At 41.2% G+C, this 21,502-nt stretch carries 8 protein-coding genes; all 8 read right to left on the bottom strand.

From position 1 onward, the window contains the following. Positions 1–90: 90 nt before the first annotated feature. Complete coding sequence (locus ACFVSW_RS17920) at positions 91–783, bottom strand: sugar phosphate nucleotidyltransferase (protein WP_387318010.1); 693 nt, start codon at positions 781–783, stop codon at positions 91–93. After that, a complete protein-coding gene (locus tag ACFVSW_RS17915) occupies positions 784–1,755 on the bottom strand; it encodes a DMT family transporter (protein ID WP_387318009.1) in 972 nt (323 codons plus the stop codon). Further along, a complete protein-coding gene (locus tag ACFVSW_RS17910) occupies positions 1,739–3,619 on the bottom strand; it encodes an NTP transferase domain-containing protein (RefSeq protein ID WP_387318008.1) in 1,881 nt (626 codons plus the stop codon). The genes ACFVSW_RS17915 and ACFVSW_RS17910 overlap by 17 nt, the downstream gene beginning before the upstream one ends. A 160-nt stretch (positions 3,620–3,779) precedes the next feature. After that, positions 3,780–6,014 (bottom strand): glucosaminidase domain-containing protein, encoded by a 2,235-nt coding sequence (locus tag ACFVSW_RS17905; protein ID WP_387318007.1) that lies wholly within the window; start codon positions 6,012–6,014, stop codon positions 3,780–3,782. Between the two features lie 225 nt (positions 6,015–6,239). Next, entirely contained in the window at positions 6,240–10,436 is a 4,197-nt protein-coding gene (locus ACFVSW_RS17900; RefSeq protein ID WP_387318006.1) for a S8 family serine peptidase, read from the bottom strand. Between the two features lie 773 nt (positions 10,437–11,209). Then, positions 11,210–11,566: a hypothetical protein gene (locus ACFVSW_RS17895; RefSeq protein ID WP_387318005.1), complete on the bottom strand. Its 357-nt coding sequence runs from the start codon at positions 11,564–11,566 to the stop codon at positions 11,210–11,212. A gap of 749 nt (positions 11,567–12,315) precedes the next feature. Then, positions 12,316–16,629 carry a S8 family serine peptidase gene (locus ACFVSW_RS17890; protein WP_387318004.1) on the bottom strand — a complete coding sequence of 1,438 codons (4,314 nt, stop codon included), beginning with the start codon at positions 16,627–16,629 and terminating at the stop codon, positions 12,316–12,318. Between the two features lie 275 nt (positions 16,630–16,904). Then, on the bottom strand, positions 16,905–21,173 hold the full coding sequence (locus ACFVSW_RS17885) for a S8 family serine peptidase (protein WP_387318003.1): 4,269 nt from the start codon (positions 21,171–21,173) through the stop codon (positions 16,905–16,907). Positions 21,174–21,502 lie beyond the last annotated feature (329 nt).

Genomic DNA, 21,502 nt, shown 5'->3' with positions numbered 1-21,502 from the left:
TTTTTCCTCTGGCGCGGGCTTTATGAACCGTTCTTATTGACCGCATGTAAATCTCCGCAGAAAAAAACGGACACCCAGTGTCCGCTTAATTTATTCTCCCGCCGCTAACAGCTTATTCACTTTTTCAAGATCTTCTAATGAATCGATTTCGTAGCTGTCACTCGGGTGAATTTCTTGAAGATGAACATTCAAGCCGCTTAGGTTATTTTTAACGATTTCATCCCACCAGAAATCCTTAAAGTTACCGCTCTCGACGGCTTCTTCTAGTTTTCCGACAATATACCGGCCATCCTCCTCGGACCAGTAGGAAACGCCGCAGAGAATGTACTCATGATCACCATCGCCGACTTCAATATCCGTTACCTTATATTGGTCGTCGTAGCGGATCATCCACTCTGCTTTAAAATCCGGCTTGCGCGCGCTAAAATACATTGAGGTTTTCGGATTTTTTAACAAGAAATTGTGATGCAAGTAGACATCCGCATCAATCACATACGTGTCGTGGAGGTACTCCCTGACTAAATACATTGTGTACATATTGTTGTAAATCTCGTATTTATCATTGTGAACGAGCGTAATGCCGTACTTCTCTTTTAAATACTCAAATTTTTCCGCTAAATAGCCGGTGACTACAATGATTTCGTCGATGCCAATTTCTTGTAAATATTCAACCTGCTTCTCCAGCATCGGTTTACCGTTTACGACGGTTAGTGATTTAGGTGTTGTTAACGTTAATGGCCGTAATCTTGTGCCCATTCCTGCTGCAAGTAGAATTGCTCTCATTTATGCTGCTCTCCTGCCTTTACGAATATTCATCCATTTCAGTTCTTCCGGATTGGCGACGGTAATAATCGAGCCAACCAAAACCATTATACTAAAAAAGACAATCTTTGCGGTAATTGGTTCACTTAAAATGATAAAACTTAAAAAGATCCCCCAAGCGGAATACGAAATATTTAAGGCCATTGCCCGGGTTGGACCAATTGCGTAAATTGCATTGTAATAGAACACATACGAAGCCGTTCCGGAAAGGGCAATTATGGCAATGAAGAACATCTCGCTGCTCTTTAACACGGTCCAGACAAGCGGGTAGGCATTGAAAATTGGTAAAATCAATAGTCCATATGTTACAGCGGAAACTAACTGACGAATTTGCAAAGCCTGCTCCGGCGAAACTTCATCATCCTTCATTCCGTAAGCAAGAATAACGCATTCCATTCCCCAGCCAAAAATACTTAACAGAATGAACGAGAATCCGAGAATATAGCTAGTAGATGGTTCACCACCGACAAATCCCAACAAAAAGATAAATAGGATACTGATAAACAAGCCGATCCAGTTTTTTACCGTTAAGCGGTCCTTTAGGAGGATGAAGGCGAAAAAAGCACCGACAGCCGGATAAACGGCGGAAACAGAACCCGCTAACGACGAACCCAAATATTTAACGGCAAGCACATACCCTGTCATCCCAATCGGTCCGCCGAGGAGGGCACCCAACATAACAAACCGGCCGCTGCGTGTTCCTACCTTTTTAAATGGAGCCCTAAATTCCCTTCTAATCGTCATGTATATCATCATCCAAAAGCTGGATAACATATCATGGAAAAATGTACTAACTAATGGTGCTAGAAAAAACACCATGTCACTTGAGTTAAACAATGATTTGGATAGAACGATTCCGATCAACAGCGTGTCAAGCGCCCAAGTAAATCCCGAAGCCAGCCCAAAGAATACACCCTTACTTTTGATATTCATACGTCATCTCCCGAATCAAGTCGTGTTGTAAATTCTTTCGACATCTCGCTAAAAGGTCGGTCCCGTAAGTGCCAAAGTCGTCACCTTTCGCTTCTTTGATGACGGTCCAAATCGTCCAAAGGAAATCTTGGAAAATTTTATTCATGATCATCCGCTGCTGAATCTGCAAGGGAACTTCATCTTCCTGCAAGTAAAGCATTAAAAACAATTCCTCTTCCTCTGGTGAAAATTCGCTTTCCATCGCATGCCAGGCGAGATCCCACACCGGATCATTCATTCCGCTGTATTCCCAGTCAATCAGATAGAGTTTATTCGCACCGCTCTTGACGATGTTTTGCGGAAGCGCATCATTATGACATGGAGCAAGAGCAATATTCATTCCTTGATAAATTTCTTTCAAGATCATTACTTGCACTTTCGTTTCTTCATAATGCTCATATGGCTTAGCATTTGCTTCGTGCATCAACCGCTCGTACTCTTCGATTTTTTCAAAAACATCAAAGCGGCCGGCCATTTCTAGTCCTGAGAAGTGCAGAATTCTAAAGTTGGTTGTTGTCAGTTCCATAATATCTTGGCGTTTCGCCATTTTCGGAGTCAGCGTTTCTGCCTCCGGAATCAATTCAGCAATTTTTACGCCCGATCCTTCATTAAAATACACCAGCTCCGTATCAATACCCAGGTTACTCGCAAGCGCTGCATTGAACTTTTCCTCTTTTCGATTAATCATGGATTCAGTCCCGTTCCCCGGAATCCGGAGGACATACTCTTTGCCTTTAATCACAACTTTAAAGTTTTTATTTGTCATCCCGCCAAAGGGCTGAATGTCCTCAATATCCTCATAGGCCAGATTGAGAGCCTCCATCAGATGGCTTTTAATCCAGATTTCCCTGAATACGGCCTCTTTCCGCTTTAGCATCGGATAGATTTTTTCGGTGACCATGTTATAGTGGTGCAAGCTGTCAATTTCGCCCCAGATAAGATTATGAATTTCCAAATAGCCAATATTATAGTGCCTTGAAATATCTAATAGCATATATTCGTAATGCAGCAATGGATTCCGATTATTTTGCTGATATTCACTGACCATTTTTGTATACACTTCAAAGGAAAGTTTACTGATTCCGATCATTTCACCGTCGATATGATTGAATTGGTGGATATCCTTCGAAATTTTATGAAGATAACCGTTTTTAATTTCAACAAATGCCTCGTCTCCGGAGCCGCTTTCGTTGGTGATCAGGATGCAGTCGCGCTGCGGATGTGCAAGGATTTCCCTAATCGCCCGCTCTTCAATGAGAATATCGTCTTCTATCAACAGAAAATCATTGGCGATATAGGGCTGGGCCGCCGCCAAAGAGGCCATTGAGCCGGTCCATTTATATTTCTTATTTTCAACAAATGTCAGCTGATTAAATTCCGGATATTCCGCGAAGGTTTCTGGTTTGTAGCCGGTGACAATAACAATATCGTTGATGCCATTTTCTTGCAAAATATCAAGATTTCTTTTTAACAATGTGGTTTCATCAATCGCCATTAGACCTGCTGGTTTGTTGAAATCTTTTCTCATTCCTCCTGCTAAAATCACAGCCTGTTTAATTTCCGTCAGCGGTTCCTGATGAATATTCACCTTTTTGTGATGGTAAGCCTCGATGCCGCTTTGCAGGAAATCGATACCTTTTTGTGTTAAAAAATAACTGATATTGCGGCCTTTTTTTTCGCTAAAAATATAGTCGCCAAACGTTAAATCATGGATAAGGTAATTCACCTTACCTATCGAAATACCGCATATTTCCGCAAGTTTCTTTTGATTCAGGTTAGCATTTTTATTAATTGCCTCTAATAATTGAAATAAGTGTTGTTCCATTGGGGAGTTCCTCCGATAAGTTCAATAATTGAATGTATTTCCATTTTAGCGTAACAAGATCAAACTGTAAATAAAAAAGTTTCCAATAGGAATAGTATTTGCCACTTTAAAGGAAAATAAAAAAGGGCCGCGCATTTGCCTGCACAGCCCTTTTTTAGGTTTATTTATAATTAGGAATATCAAAGTACAATGTATACGAACTTAATGAATCATAGACTTTTTTAATATTATTTACCTGCTTTACCGTCCAGCCAATATCGGTTGCATATTGATGCCACGGCACATTTGGATTCCATCTCATTTTATAAAGGGTATTCTGCGGGTTTGCAGCATTGATATAGCCGTCGCCAATGAACGCAGCTCCCCCGATGATGGCATCTTCAGGCGTAAACCAGCCCTTCTTATAAGCGGTTTCCGCCCCGCATGTTTCAGGGCAGGTATCAATCGCACCAATACCGAACATATTATATACTGTCGCGGGTTTATCAAGCTTCTTCCCATCGACAGTATCAACAACGATACCTTTTGCTAGTTTGGATGTCCCATTACCAGTCTCATGCAAGGCATGAGCAACGAGGTAAACCTCGTTCACATTGTTTTTCTGGCCCGCTTTCAGGAATGCCTCTCCTTTTCCTTCTAAAATGCCTTTTCCAAGTAGGACTTTGGCATTCAAATCTTGAGCTGTTGTTCCGGCACTTTTATTTAATAGAAGGAATTGGAAGTACTCTGGATCTGTTGGGCTAAAGGTAGTTGGATTCAAATAATAGGCAACATCCGCTGTTTTTGCATTTCGCCAAGTAACATACGCAATTTCATACCAAGTTCCCACTTGTGAAACAATCGTTACCTGCGCCCCTTGCTTCAATGTTCCGTATATAAAGGAGTTATCATTTGTTTCTTCGCGGACATTTAGTGAGGCTGCTGTCACAACACCCTTCTTAGGATCCTTGGCATCTTGTAAAACAAAATCTCTGCTAACGTATGCTTTGTTATTTCTGTACTTATCTGTTTGCGGACTTTGCTTCATTTCGAGATCAAGCATTTGCTCAAAGGTAAGATTGTAATTGGTTTTTTGGATAACCGGTCCAGTATTTAAGACGCCATTTTCGAAAAAGTTATAGAGCTTACCGTCGATTACTTGCTCTCCGGTCACCATTTTTCCATTCTTATCAAAATAGTACTTCTTGTTATCCAAGTCCAGCCAGCCAATTATCATCGCGCCGCTTTTATTCAAATAATACGTTGCCCCATTATCAGATAACCAGCCGGTCTGCATAATGCCGGCACTGTTCATGAAATACCATTTCCCATTATCTAACACCCAGCCATTTGTCATGGCTCCGTTGCTGTCCATATAGTACCAGTTATTATTATCTAGGAGCCAGCCCTTCACCATCACACCATCGGATCCTAGGTAAAACTTTTTAGCGCCATCGGTCAGCCAGCCTTTATAGGCAGCTCCGTCGCTCCCAAAATAATACATCTTTGTTGCAATCTGCTTCCAGCCGCCAGCCGTTAGCAGTGCACCATCACTTTCGAAATAATAGATTTGATTATCAACGGTTTGCAAACCAGTTTGCATTTTTCCATCTGACCCAAAGTAATACTTTTTATTGCCTTCGGTCAGCCAGCCCGTTTGAATATTGCCCTCTTCAGAAAAATAATACTTATTGGCCCCGTCGACTAACCAGCCTTTGTGCTTGCTGCCATCTTTATCGAAGTAGAAGACAATGGAGCCATCGCGGAACCAGCCAGTGATTGGGTTGGTGTTCAATGCCCCTGAGTTAGTGAAAACGTAGGGCTCGCCGTCAATGTATTTTTGTCCTGTGATCATTTCACCACTTGTCTTTAGGTAATATTTTACTTTTTTGTCTTCAATCCAGCCTGTCTTCATTGCACCGCTAGAGTCAAGGTAATACCAGTTATTCGCATTGGCTAACCAGCCCGTTTTCATCGCGCCGCTATCGGTAAGGAAATACCATTTGCCGCCAGTTAATAACCAGCCTGTCTTCATGGCGCCGCTTGGCTGAAGGTAGTACCACGTATTGCCGTTAAGCAGCCAGCCTGTTTTCATGGCACCGCTTGAATCGAGAAAATACCAAGTGTTACCGTCTTTCAGCCAGCCCGTTTTCATCGCACCACTTTTTTTATCTAGAAAGTACCAGCGATTTTTGTCTAACAGCCAGCCTGTCTTCATGGCACCATTGCTGCCAAGAAAATACCAGGTTTTATTATCCAGGACCCAGCCGGTTACGGTCTTGCCTGCAGTGGTCAGATAGTACCAATTATTGTTTTGATACTTCCATGTATAATTACCAGCTGCACTAGCACCGGAAGCTGTTGAAGAAAACAGCATGGATGCCAAAGCGAAAGCTGCGATACGTTTTTTCTTCACTATTTCTCCTCCCAGAAAAGTTGTCTCTCTCTCTTAAACTATTTTTTATTACTCTTCTATTCTCTCATTCTGAGACAATTTTTCAACAAAAAATTGAAAAACTTGTCGATTTTAGTAATTTTAACACCCGTCTCCAACATAAAAAGCGGGCAGATTGCTCTGCCCGCCTACCTGGGTGTCAGGCACCATTTCCCTTTTAATAGGAGAAGGTGTCAGGCACCAAAATTATTTAATCCATACGCCGTTTTTGTCTACTTTGTAGCCGTTGATGGTTGTGTTGACGGCTAGTTGACCGGAGTTGTTGAGGTAGTACCATTTGCCGCTAACTTGTTTCCAGCCTGTTGCCATGTCGCCGTTTGCGTTGAGGTAGTACCATTTTCCTTGTAAAGCAACCCAGCCGGTTTTCATTACGCCGCCGGAGCCAAGATAATACCATTTGCCTCGGTCAAGGACCCATTGGTTTTCAGCCATTGCGCCGCTCTTGTTTAAGTAGTACCATTTGTTATTGTCTTTTAACCAGCCTGTCTGCATTTTTCCGTCTTGACCAAGGAAATACCATTTATTGCCTTCCTTAAACCATTTGGTTGCTTTGACACTGTTTTTATAGTAGTACCATGAACCATCTTCTTGCTTCCAGCCTGTGACATTGGCACGGTTGATCACGATTTCCTTGACTGTTTGGTTGCCTGACAGGTCAAGAAGTTTTAAGGAAATTTTGTTTACGCCTTTGTTTAGTGCTACTTTTACTTCAACATTATCATTGGCAGGAGTTAGGACATCCACTGGACCAACAATTGCTTTTTCATATTCATGATTATCGTCAACGAATAATGAAAGGTAATTGAAGTTATCCTTTAGGTTAAGCTTAAGGGTAACTTTATCGGTTTTCTCAGGAACAACCTTTGGTGCACTCACATTGATTTGCGGTGCAGTCGTATCAATAAACACCTTGCGGGAAATCGATGATGTGTTGTTCGATTTATCTACTGCCTTGACGATGACGTCGTAGAAACCATCCTTCGCAAATGTTGTTGTCGTTGAAAACTCATAGGCATATGGTCCAGAATGTGTGAATTTGGTCTCTTTGTCGTTAACCGTCAATGATTTGAGCCCTACTTCATTAAAGACTAAGCCTGAAACAGGAACTTCTTTCGAATTATAGGCACCATATGGCATGGTTGAAAACGGATTAATGATAATCGTTGGGTCCCCTTCTACCTCGCCAAAAGTAACCGTATCCCCGCCAAAGTTATACGCATAGTCAACGGCAAGGACATCAATCGAAGATCCCTCCGGAACATCGGTTAACTTATAGCTTTTCTCATCTCCAGACAATTCATCAACAAATTCCCCATTTACAAAAATACCATAGGCTTGGACGCCAGAACCTTTCTCAACCGTTTTCCATTTGACACGAGAGGTGTTCGGGTCGAAGCTTGCGGTTACTTCTGGTGCGGTTGTATCAACAAAAACAGGAATGTCTTTTGTTTGATAGCCAGCCCCTTTGTAATCAATCACCGATTTCACTTGGTAGTAGTATAAACCGTCTTTAACCACTTGGCCTTTGACAGTTCCGTCCCAAGTGCGATCGTAATTATAGGAAAATGGCATTCCGTAACCATCATCAAAATAGCTCTTAAATACGTTCTTCTCCAATTTCACACGGCGAAGTAATTCTTTTTTACCGTCTAGAATGTTAATTTGGACTTCGGCCGCATTTCGTAAAAAGGCCGGAAGAACATTGATATCATCATTCATCCAGTCGTCATTTGGTGAGATGGCATAGAAACCTTTTTCAGGAACAGGCTCAGTGAACCAGTCATCTGACAGCATATCATGGACAGGGACTTCATCTACATTGCCGTCTTCATCTTCCCAATCGAACATGCCTTGAAGATCATAGAAGCGCGATTCTCCAAAATCTTTAAAGCCGTCAAGAATGGATGGGCGGTCCCATTTGCCGTAGAAGCCAACATATGGAATCGTAAGGTCAGGGCTTAGTTCTTTCTTGCCGGCAACATTCTTATCGGCATCTACTAATCTGACAAATCCTTCTACAAACATATCTTCCTTAAGGGCAACTGTCTTTTTGTTCCCTTTTGTGTCAATAGCAGGAACCTTCGCATTGCTGATATCCACCTTGATGGTGATATCTTTCGTTGCCCCAGCTGGAATCGTCACCTTTGCCGGACCATCAATAACTGCTCCTTCAAGATTACCGGCGATCAGGGCATTCGTTGCTTCCGCATTTTTATTTTGCTTTTGGGTATCTGCCAATACATCGGTTTTTACTGTATAGGTGACATCTTTCTTTGATACGTTTTTAGCAGAAAGCGTCATGGTGAATTGTTTCGACGTAAAGTCTTTTAATTCTACTTTTGCTTGGCCGTTGCTTTTATTCACTACATATACAGGTGTTGTCACCGCATTGTATGTCTGCATCATTCCTGCACCTTGAAGTCTTGGTGAGAATGGTTGGCCATTGGCATCGTTAATAATTTTTGCTGTATTCATTAATAATGTTTTAGCCAAATGAGTACGGTCGCTGACTGAAAGACCAGAGAAACGTTTGTCCTTTTGCAGGTATTGCTGAACAAGCGCAGCGCCGCCGGCTACATGTGGAGCCGCCATCGATGTACCGCTCATTTCACCATATTGATTATCATTTAAGGTTGAAATGATTTTACCACCTGGTGCTGTGATTTCTGGTTTTAATTCAAGGCCCGGTGTTGTTCCCCAAGAGGAAAACTCGGTGATTCTTCCTGAGTCAGGGTCTTGCTGTTTGTCCAGCTGCTTGATCTTCAAAGAGGTATGACCGGCCGCAATTGCCTTTTCAAGCGACTGACCCTCTTTTTTCGAAATTAACATAAACGGAATATCAAAGTCGCCTTGGTTTTTATAGAATGTTCCACTTCCGGAATCATAGACGATAATGCCGACAGCACCTGCTTCAGCGGCAATCCATGCTTTTTCCGCAAAAGAGATTTCGCCGCGTTGAACAAGAACCACCTTGCCGACGACATCGACATCTTCATAATCTTCCCAATCACCAAATGCTCCGTTTAGACTGACTACTTGTAAATCTTCATTTTCAGCTGCTATGCTCGTCCAATCGTCTGTCCCATAGCCAACACCAGTGAATCCGTCCACCGTGATTGAATGCTGGTATTGCGTTGAAATATTATTTGCCGCTGCAACGGAGATGCCATCCGGATTTAATCCCGGAGCTTCAACGACCCCGATATCAGGGTTTTTGTAGAATGGATTGCCCCAGCCGTATGAAATTGTTCCTGAATTTCCGGCAGACATTGAGCATACAATCCCATTATTGGTTGCTCTTGCAATCGCTACATCTTCTGCACTATCCTTTGAATAAAAAGAAGCCACTTCACCAAGGCTCATATTCAATACATCGGCACCAAGCTTGATCGAATCATCAATAGCAGCGAGGTACACATCTGACCAGGTTGATGGGAAAAGAATATCATTACTAAATACCTTCATCGCCAGAACCTGTGCTTCCGGAGCTACCCCTTTAACACCGCCATGTTCTTCGTCACCATTTGCGGCAACGATTCCGGCCACATGCATCCCGTGCATGCCGGTGTCATATCCTTTATCAATGATCGTGTCATTTTGGTCGAAGTAGTTATAGCCATATGGCACTTTTTTGGTATAAAACTTCCCTTTTAATTTATCCTTCTTCACAATTTGATTAACATCATTCTTGTTTAACCCAGCTGTTGACGCATCTGATAAAACAAAGTCTTTATGACTTGGGTCCACCCCTGTGTCGATGACGGCGACTACCATTCCCTCGCCTTTTAGGCCTGCATCTGCCCAAGTTTCAGGTGCTTGAACAAATGATTTACTCGTTTTCAAGTCAGGTTTCACCGGACGCTTGTATTCATTCGCTAAATAGACATGTTTAACTCCCTCAACTGCTTCAAGCTTGTCCATATCGCCAAATGCGATTTCACCGCTAAACCCGTTAAAGGCAGTTGAGAAGTGGTTTTTATATGTAAGCTTAACACCTTTGGCTTTAATTTTGTCCTTCACGGTTGCTTGCTGCTTTTCAAGATTTACAGCCATGGAGTCTTTGATGCTTTCTGATAAATCCTTGTACAGTTTTCCTTGCTTTGTTGCCAACTCAACGGGTGTTTGCCCTTCTACTTCGACAATGACACGGACTTGATCTGTCGCTTTGAACTTGTCTTTGAGCTTGTCGCTGAGCTTATGACGGTCGTTTACTTTTAGATGTTGTTTAAACTGATTGACCATTGAAGCGTAATCTTTTTTTGCCGTTGGTGTTGGTGATGCTGCCGCAGCTGGTGCCACGTAAGCGAGATTGGATAAAACCAACGCTGATGCCAACACGTATGAAGTCATCTTCTTTTTCTTTTTCCATGACTTTAGGCTCATGCTCTTGCTTCCCCCTCTAAAATAACTAGCATACTTAAATTATTTCACTCTAGCAATTCGTTTCCAGAATTGTAGGAAAAATCTAAATGCTAATCCAATTTTAGTAGAGAGCAGGGAAACGGTCAATGTTTTTTTAGTAGAATAATAGGAAATTTAGCGGAATTTTGGCGGGATGGTGTCAGGCACCGTAAAACAAAATAGAGTAGGCGCATGAATTTTCATGCGCCTCTCGAAGATAAACAGAAAACTTATGAAAAACTTCCTGCTTACTTAATAACTTAACACTAAGTTAAGCAAACACTTCTCTCAATTGCTATTCTTTTTTTTTCTATAATGAATATAGAATTTTACAAACATAAATGTGTTAGAAAAGAAACTTATTAAAGAAAAACATATTAAGTAGTAAATAGAAAAATCACTTGCACCCTCTAAGTTTATCATCCCTCTTATATAATTTAAAGGTATCGCCACAGAAAATAGAGCAACGCTTCCCAAGGGGAATAATTTATCCTTGGGATCTTCCAAACTACTATCATATTTTTTTATTACTCTGTTAAAGTAAACAATCATGAGCAAATTGGATACTATTAAAATTAGTATCCAATTTGCTTTTTCAAAAAAATACCACATTGTATTCAGTACACATAAAATATAGTATCCATACTTAAATACACGTATCATTTTAGATTTATTAAACTCTATAAAATATCCAGGTACCGATGCTATGCAAAATGTTTGAAGAAAAATAAGAAGAATATACTGCATGTTTCACCTCATTCAAAAACATATCCTTTTCTTTTATAACCAAGTTTCGGATCAGCATAATAATCAATAGCTAAAGCTATAGCATCACCGATAGTAGAACTAAGAAGGGTCAGTGCTACACCAATTCCGCCACTTATATACCCACTCCATTTCAGTGCTTTTTGATAGCCCATATATTTTTTAAGTTTAGCTGACACAGTTCTTTTTAATGCATCTTCCAGTTTTTTCTTACCTAATTTTTGAATCGCTTTACCTAGTGATTTTGCTGCTATTTGAAGCCCCCCGCCCATTGCCATAAAACTTACATTTATTATCCAAGCAAAGTTTGAAACTTTATTCCATTGATATCCAAAAATTGAATACATTCCAGTTGGATCAACCTTCCATCACTGGATTATTATTTGCATAACTATACCCATTCTGCGTAAAAGGTTTATCCACATCCCCGGAATCAGTGTCCTTGGATAAGAATACCATTTCATAATCGTACTACAGCTCCCAACTCATTTTTTCAAATCAATCCATTATTAACTAAACTCTGATAATTTCCAACATATTTTTACAAACAAGGTTCGACATTAAACGACAATTAACTTTAAATAAAATAATGTAATGTAAAGTTTAATTAAGGGTAATCAGGATTGACACGGGGAAATAAAAGAGAAGATTTAGAGATGAGATTACTACAGCTTTAATGTAAATATAAAATGAATTACTGTGAACAATTTATGACATTATATACTAAAATCATTATTTTTTTGAATTCCTTAAAAGATTGATTTTTTACGGAAACGATGAGACCTCATTGGGTTACGTCATCAAACTTTCCCTCGAATCCAGTCCTCTTAACTAACAGAGCCTTGGTGATACTGAACATCCCCATCTATTGCAAGGTTATCCGACTCTGCCAACCAACATGGTAAATGTCGCCTGTTCCGAGATTTGCCTTCAAGCCCTCCTCACGATACCTCATGGTCACGCACTGTATGTTAGCTATACACTTCCGTCACCTTCGGTATGTTGGGGACTTTCACCCGTTAGCCTGATGCGTTTCCAAGCGCACAAAAGACGAACAGACCGAAATCTGTTCGCCTTAATAATAGAAGGAACAATCTTATTTAATCCAAGCTCCGTCCTTGCCAAGCTTATAGCCATCAACAGTTGTGCTAGCAGCCATTACACCTGAACTATTGAGGTAATACCATTTGCCATTGACTTGCTTCCAGCCAGTAGCCATGGCACCGTTACCATTGAGGTAATACCACTTGCCGCCATCTAATAACCAGCCAGTAGCCATTGCCCCTGATTTGTTTAGGTAATACCATGTGTTGCCGTCTTTCAGCCAGCCAGTGGCCATGGCACCTGATTTATTTAGGTAATACCAAGTGTTGCCGTCTTTCAACCAGCCGGTGGCCATGGCGCCTGATTTATTCAGGTAATACCAAGTGTTACCGTCCTTCACCCAGCCAGTTTGCATTTTACCGTCTTTAGCAAGGTAATACCATTTGCCGCCAGTCTGTACCCAGCCGGTAGCTTTTACATCCTTCGTATAGTAGTACCATGAACCGTTTTCTAAGCTCCAGCCGTTTTTAACTTCTGGTTTTGGATCCGGTTTTGGATCTGGCTTCGGATCTGGATCCGGTTTTGGATCCGGTTTCGGATCTGCATCCTTACGTTGGATGGTAACTTCTTTCGTTGTTTCATTTCCAGCAAAGTCCACAGCTCTTAGGACGACTTTGTTTTCTCCTTCCTTAAGCTGAACCGTTACTTGTCGATCCTTATTTAGTGGATCCAAGTAATCTACTGGACTGATGAAAGGTGTTTCGAAATCGTGATTATCATCAACAAAGAAATTTAGGTAGTTGAAGTTATCTTGTAAATTAACCTTAAAGGTAACTTTGTCTACATTCTTATCTACTCTTTCCGGTGCGGTTACGTTGATAGTAGGTTTTGTTAGATCCAAGAAGACTTTACGAGAAATCGAGAATGTCTTGTTGGAATGATCGGTTGCTTCAAAAATAACGTCAACTAACCCTTCATGATCAAACGTAGTTGTCGTCTCGAAAGCATAGTTCCCTTTAGCATCCTTTGTTGTTGGAACTACTTTTCCATTTACTTTGAACGATTTTAAACCAATATCCTCAGTAACAAATCCTTTAACAGGAATTTCAAAAGTGTTGTAACCGGCATATGGTTCAGGACCGTAATCATCAAGGTAAATTTTCGGCAGATTTACATCGCCAATTGCAGCCGTGTCGGCTCCGAAGTTTTCAGCATAATCGCGGGCAACTACTTCTACGACAGCCTTTTTCGGTGGATTTACAAGCTGGTAAGAAGTTGTATTACCATCGACAGTATCAGTAAGCACACCGTCTACGAAAATACTATACTGTTTAACGCCTGTTCCTTCTTCTACTGTATCCCAAGCTACAACAGATTTAGCAGGGTCGTAAGTTGCTGTCACTACTGGCGCTGTTGTGTCAACATAAACAGGAATCTTTTTAGATTGCCACTCGGCACCTTTATAGCTAACAACCGATTTGATTTCGTAATAATACAAACCATCTTTCACTGCTTGGCCTTTTACTTTTCCGTCCCATGCGCGGTCTGCCTTTTGCGACGCGATTACGCCCTTACCACCATTATTACCATTAGAGTAGGCGGTTTTAACAACTTGTGATTCTGCCTTCACACGGCGAAGGAAGTTGCCATCCTTGTCCAAGATGTTAAATTGAACTTCTTCTGCATTACGTAGGAAGGATGGAAGGACATTAATATTATCGTTAGCTCCATCACCGTTTGGCGATAGCGGGTAGAAATTCTTCCCAGGAACTGCATTAAGGTAAGTTTTGTCGTTATTTGTCAACATATCATGAGCATTTTTCCCATATAAAGTTGACGTACTCAAATCATAATAAGGAGTTTCACCAAGATCTTTAAATCCATCAATAATTTGCGGGCGATCCCACTTGCCATAGAAACCAACATATGGAACAGTTAAGTTAGGTGTTTTTTCATCAGGTCCTACTAAATTTACGGAGCCTTCAACGAAAATATCTTCCTTAAGGTCTTTAGAGATTTTCTTCCCATCCTTATCGAATCCAGGAATTTTTGCCCCTGTTAAGTCTACTTTCACGGTAAAATCGATCGATTTCCCAGCTGGAACAGTGACCGTTTCTGGTGCATCCACTTTCACGCCTTCCAAATCACCTGTAGCAAGAGCATTTAGCTCTGGTGCACCCTCTTTGGCTTGTTGTTTAAAGGCATCTGTCAGGATAGTTGTTTTTACATTATACTTTACTTCTTTGTCCGAAATATTTTTCGCTGTTAATGTCATTGAAAATTGTTTCGTTTGGAAGTCTTTCAATTCTACCTTCGCTTCACCATTTGCCTTGTTTACAACGAATACTGGTGTTGTTACCGCAGAATGAATTTGCATCATTCCAGCACCTTCACGACGAGGCGAGAACGGCTGTCCATCTACGTCATTGATTACCTTTGCTGTGTTCATTAACAAGACCTTTGCGAGTTTTGTACGCTCACCAACAGTAAGCTGGCCAAAACGCTTATCTCCAAGCATGTATTGCTGCACTAATGCTGAACCGCCGGCAACATGTGGTGTTGCCATGGATGTACCGCTCTTTGTACCGTATTTATCACCGTTCAAAGTAGAGTAAATGCTTCCGCCTGGTGCTGTAATTTCGGGTTTCATCTCTAAGGAAGGCGTTGTTCCCCACGAAGTAGAGGCTGCCATCTTACCTACCGTTGGAGATTCTATTGTCGTTGATTTCACATTTAGAGTTTTATTACCTGCTGCAATCGCCGCTTCCAGTGCTGCACCATCGGCCGTTTCAATCATCATGAACGGAATTTCCATGCTGCCCAGATTGTTTTGGAAGGCGCCGCCATTATTGTATAAAATAATACCTGCCGCCCCTGCTGCAAAGGCATTTGTCGTTTTATCAACGAAGGTCAAGTCTCCACGTGGTACCACAACTACTTTTCCTTTTACATCGATACCTTGATAGTGTTCTGGCGCCCCTAGTTTCCCGCCAAGACTAACTAGTTCAAGTTTGCCACCCTTATCAGCAGCCAGCTTTGTCCAGTCGTCCGCTCCAAAACCATCACTATTGAACGATCCAACACCATCCAAGGTAAGCGCATGCTTAAACAAAGCCGTTCCATTATTGGCTGAGGCAACTGAGATTGCATCCGCATTTACACTTGGTGCACCAACTGTCCCAATATCAGGGTTCTGAGAAAATGGAGTAGGAGCCGTCCATCCATAACCGATATGACCTGAGTTACCTGCAGCCACGGCACAAACGATACCATTTGCAACTGCTCTTTGAATCGCTAAATCTTCAGCAGCGTTCGCATTATTAAATGAAGCTATATCACCAAGGCTCATGTTTAAAACATCAGCACCCAATTTAATCGAGTCATCAATGGCGGTAAGATAAACGTCAGACCATGTAGATGGATAGTTTGGGTCATTACTAAATACCTTCATTGCTAGAACTTGTGATTCAGGTGCAACCCCTTTAATACCGCCATTTGCTTCGTCACCATTTGCCGAGGAGATTCCGGCAACGTGCATGCCGTGCATGCTAGAAGTAAGATCAAGGATGGTATCGTTTTGGTCATAATAGTTATAGCCGTATGGAACCTTATCTGTATAGAATTTTCCTTTTAGGCCATTGTCCTTTGAAATCTGGGAAACTTTATCTTTAGATAAATCTTCTTTAGCGTTGTCTGTTAATTTAAAATCACGGTGAGATGGGTCTACACCGGTATCAATGATAGATACAACCATACCCTCGCCTTTAAATCCAGTGTCAGCCCATGTAGCACGGGATTGGATAAAATTATGGCTTGTTTTCATGGTTGGTTCAGCTTCAGGACGCATATATTCATTTGCTAAATAAACATTTTTTATCCCTGCTACGGATTCAATTTTTGCTAGATCTCCATAGCTAACCTCACCACTGAATCCATTAAATGCCGTTGAAAACTGCATTTTATACTTAATGTTGATGCCTTTAGACTTAATTTTATCTTTTACCGATTTTTGTTGACTTTCAACTTTAGATGTAAGTGTGGTCTTTTTATCTTCAGAAAGTTCTTTGTATAATTGCCCTTGTTTTGTTGCGTACTCTAAAGGTGTTTGTCCATCTACTTCGACAATCACGCGAACTTTGTCAGTTGCTTTAAGATCCGCCTTTGTTTTAATTGTTTTCGAGTCATTTGCTGTAAAAGCAGCACTGGTTTCTAACTGCTTTAACTGTTTAATCTTTGATTCTAGATCCCCCGGCTTATAAGTAGCAGCCGAGGCTGATGAAATTAAACCAAGATTAGAAAATACAAGAGCTGAAGCTAGTGCATATGTAGCTAATTTACGCTTACTTTTTTGATACCTTTTACCCATTAACGTATTGCCCCCCTAATGATAGTTTACTAGCATAAAAAATGCTTCTTCTTTTTCTACTTCCCTTCTTATTTAATAGAAGAGAATGAATATTACAAATACAATAGTAATCTTTTATCCTAGTATTGGTCAATATAATATTCAGAATATATAGATATTCTTTTCGCATAATTCGACAAATTCCAATCCGACCATTGGCCTATTGAGTTCTTATAATTTAGTAAAAATAAGGCGAACAGAATCGTTCTGTTCGCCTTATCTAGTAGAAACCAAGCTTATTTAATCCAAGCTCCGTCCTTGCCAAGCTTATAGCCGTCAACAGTTGTGTTAGCTGCCATTACCCCTGAACTATTGAGGTAATACCATTTGCCGTTTACATACTTCCAGCCTGTTGCCATTGCACCGTTAGTATTGAGGTAATACCACTTGCCGCCATCTATTAGCCAGCCAGTTGCCATTGCGCCCGTTTTATTTAGGTAATACCAAGTATTGCCGTCCTTCACCCAGCCAGTTGCCATTGCACCTGATTTATTTAGGTAATACCATGTGTTACCGTCTTTCAACCAGCCTGTGGCCATTGCACCTGATTTATTCAAGTAATACCAAGTATTGCCGTCCTTCACCCAGCCAGTCTGCATTTTGCCGTCTTTAGCAAGGTAGTACCATTTACCGGCATCGAGTACCCAGCCAGTTGCCTTTTTACTATCAACATAGTAGAACCAAGATCCGTTTTCCAGTTTCCATACGGATGGTTCAGCATTGGCACGTTTGATGGCAAGTTCCTTGATTGTTTCGTTACCTGCAAGGTCTTTTAGTTTCAAGGTAAACTTGTTGTCGCCAAGTTCTAATGGAAGGGTAACTTTCACATTTTGGCTGATTGCTTTCTGCATTTCAACTTCGCTATCTGAAGATTTCTTTAATACGTTATTATCATCGACAAAGAAATCAAGGTAACTATGGTTATCTTTCAAGTTCACGTCTAAAGTGATTTCTTTAACGTTTGCATCGACTCTTTCCGGCGCAGTAACATTTATTTCACCTTTAGTGGTGTCAATATATACGTAACGAGAAATCGAGAACGATTTATTCGAATGATCGACCGCTTCAATAAAGATACTTTGCAGGCCGTCTTTTTCAAACGTCACTTCAGTTGAGAACGTTAAGTTGCCTTTGGCGTCTTTTACAATTGGAACTTCTTTTCCAGCGACCTTAACGTATTTAAGGCCGATGTCATCTGTGACAATCCCTTTTACTGGAACAGTACGGGTATTATAAGCACCATATGCCTCAGGTGAATTAGACACATAATTGCCATTCGCATCCTTTTTACCGTCAGTAATAAAGATGAGCGGCATTTCGACATCGCCGATAGCTGCAGTTTCTACTGAAACGTTTTGTGCATAGTCACCAGCAAGGATTTCCACTACTGCTTTTTCTGGTGCATTCTTAATCACGTAGGAAGTAGCCTTGCCGTCAACCCAATCTTGGAACTCCCCGTTAACCCATATGCCGTAAACCTCTACACCTGAACCCTCTTCAGTCGTATTCCACGTTACAGCACCCTTTTCAGCATCATAGGTTGCTTCTACCTTTGGAGCTACCGTATCAACTAAAACTGGAACCTTCTTCGATTGCCACTTTGCGCCGGCATAATCGACAACAGATTTGATTTCATAATAGTACAAGCCGTCTTTTACTGTTTTACCGCCGACTTTACCATCCCATGTTCTGTCCGTTTCATAGTTATAAACCTCGCCACGGCCGCCATTATAGAAGTTTTTCCTTACGGATGTTTCTGTTTTCACGCGGCGGAGTAATTTTTCATCTTTATCCAAGATGTTAAATTGAACTTCCGCGGCATTTCTTAGGAATGATGGCATTACATTCACGTCATCATTCCAGCCATCACCATCTGGTGAAATAGTCCATACATTCTTTTCCGGAATAGGTGCTTGGAACCAGTCATCGATTAGCATGTCGTGTTCCGATTTATCTTTTGTAAACATTCCAGTTATATCAAAGAATCGATCTTCTCCTAAATCTTTAAATCCATCAAGGATGGACGGGTTGTCCCACTTACCGTAGAAACCTACATACGGAACCGTTAAGTTAGGCGTCTTTTCGTCCTGTGCTTTAAGATTTACAGAACCTTCAACGAAAATGTCTTCTTTAAGATCACGGTATACTTTTTTACCTTCTAGATCATATCCAGGGATTTTCGCTTTGGATAAATCAACTTTAACAGTGAAATCAACTGACTTACCAGCAGGTACTGTTATCGTTTTCGGTGCATCAATCTTGGCATCTTTCATGTCACCAGCTTCTAATGCGTTATAATCTGGTGCATCTTTTTCATATTGATAGAAAGTATCTGTTAAGACTTTTGTATTTACTTCATACGTAACAGCTTTGTCGGTAATGTTTTTAGCCGTGAAGGTCATATCGAATTTCTTCGATTGGAAATCCTTCAATTCTACCTTTGCTTCACCATTGGATTTGTTGACCACATATACAGGTGTAGTCACAGCAGAATGGGTTTGCATCATTCCAGCACCTTGACGGCGTGGTGAGAATGGTTGTCCTTCTAAATCATCGATCACCTTAGCAGTATTCATTAATAATACTTTTGCCAAGTGTGTTCGATCCGCTACAGATAAATCTTTAAAGCGCTTATCTGCTTGCAGGTATTCTTGAACGAGTGCAGATCCGCCGGCAACGTGTGGAGCTGCCATTGAAGTACCACTCATAAGTGCATACTTATCATTGTTTACAGTTGAATAAATATTACCGCCTGGTGCGGTAATTTCCGGCTTCATTTCAAGGGATGGTGTTGTCCCCCATGAAGTAAAGTCTGTCATCCGGCCCATTTCCGGACTTTCAGATTTCTTGATTTGTGAAACTTTAAGGGTTTTTTGTCCAGCCGCAATGGCCGTATTTAGCGTTTCCCCTTCAGCTTTTGAGATAAACATGAATGGCGCATCCCAGCCGCCCTGATTATCATATGGAACTCCGTTTGTTGCATTCCAGACAATAATACCTGCAGCCCCTGCTGCGGCAGCGTTTGTCGTTTTATCAACAAATGTTAAGCTTCCGCGTGGGACAACGACAACTTTCCCTTTAACATCAAGACCTGCATAATCCTCTGGAGTACCAAGTTTAGCTCCAAGGCTGACAAGTTCAAGTTTGCCGCCATTATCGGCCACAAGCTGGTTCCAATCATCGATTCCTTTACCTACAGCAGAGAAGTTTGAATTTCCTTCTAACGTAATCGCATGCTGGAACAAGTAGGCTTCATTTCCAGCTGCTGCAACAGAGATGGTATCTGGATTTAATCCAGGTGCCCCAACTACGCCGATATCAGGATTTTTCGCAAATGGATCATCCCAGCCGTAGCCAAGGTGTTGTGAGTTCCCTGCAGACACCGCACAAACAATCCCGTTCTGTGTTGCTCGTCGAATGGCAAGGTCCTCAGCACTGTTTTCTTCATAGAAGGATGCTGTGGAACCAAGACTCATATTTAATACATCGGCACCAAGCTTGATGGAATCATCAATCGCTGCCAGATAAATATCAGATGTTGTTGAAGGGAAAAGCGGGTCATTACTGAATACCTTCATCGCCAGAACCTGTGCTTCTGGTGCAACCCCTTTAATACCGCCCTTTGCTTCGTCACCGTTGGCTGCAACCGTGCCGGCAACGTGCATTCCGTGCATACTTGCTCCAGGCCCAAGGTCAAGGATGGTATTGTTTTGGTCGTAATAGTTATAGCCGTAAGGAACTTTGTCTGTATAGAACTTTCCTTTTAAGCCGTTATCTTTAACAGCCTTCGCTACTCCATCTTTTGTTAAATCATCTTTAGAAGTGTCTGTTATTTTAAAGTCACGGTGGGATGGATCCACGCCCGTATCAATAACAGAAACAACCATTCCTTCACCCTTAAATCCAGAATCGGACCATGTATCACGAGATTGGATGAAATTATGGCTTGTTTTCATGTTTGGTTCAAGGACAGGACGGTTATAGGAATTGGCGAGGTAAACCTTTTTTACCCCAGCAATTGCTTCAAGCTTTGCAACATCTCCATAGGCAACCTCGCCGCTGAAACCGTTGAATGCAGTTGCATACTGCTGTTTGTAGTCGATTTTAATCCCTTTGGAGGTAATTTTGCTCTTAACAGATTTTTGTTGGCTGTCAACCTTTGAGGCGAGTGAAGTTTTCATATCTTCAGATAATTCTTTGAAAAGTTTCCCCTGCTTTGTGGCATATTCAACAGGTGTTTGCCCGTCTACCTCTACGATAACACGAACCTTGTCAGTGGCCTTAAGGGATGCTTTTGCACTATTTAATTTTGAATCTGCAGCTTTCAGGGACTGACGTGCTGTTTGATGCTCCCTATATTGTTTAAGCTTTGAATCTAGATCACCAGGCTTATAGGTCGTAGCTGCGGATGCTTGAGACACTAAACTAAAGTTCGACAATACTAGAGCTGACGCTAATGCGTATGTAGCAATTTTGCGTTGCTTATTGTGGTTCTTATTGCTCATTAAAGAATTCCCCCCTATTAAAATTGTAATAGAAAATCTAACTATTAACCTATCATTTCGTATAATTGACCCACCTTTTATTAGAAAAGTCGGAATATACAAATATAATTCTAGTATTTTTTCCTTGTATAGGTCAATAGTTAATTCGGGAAACGAAGAAAAAACTTTCGCAATATTCGACAAATGGACCTATGTCGATTGTCGCATTCGGTTCCAAAGGGGCGTTTGAGTGGGTTTTTGGAAAATGGTCGTAGTTTTTATATACATCGATGTCAGAAAACGGCGGAATTACTGATCTTTTTTTGTAGGAAATCATAGAAAAACCTCGG

This window comes from Neobacillus sp. NPDC058068, assembly GCF_042885335.1.
GTDB lineage: Bacteria > Bacillota > Bacilli > Bacillales > Cytobacillaceae > Neobacillus.
The sequence above is the reverse complement of the archived record's forward strand: the minus strand, read 5'-3'. Positions and strand labels throughout refer to the sequence as shown.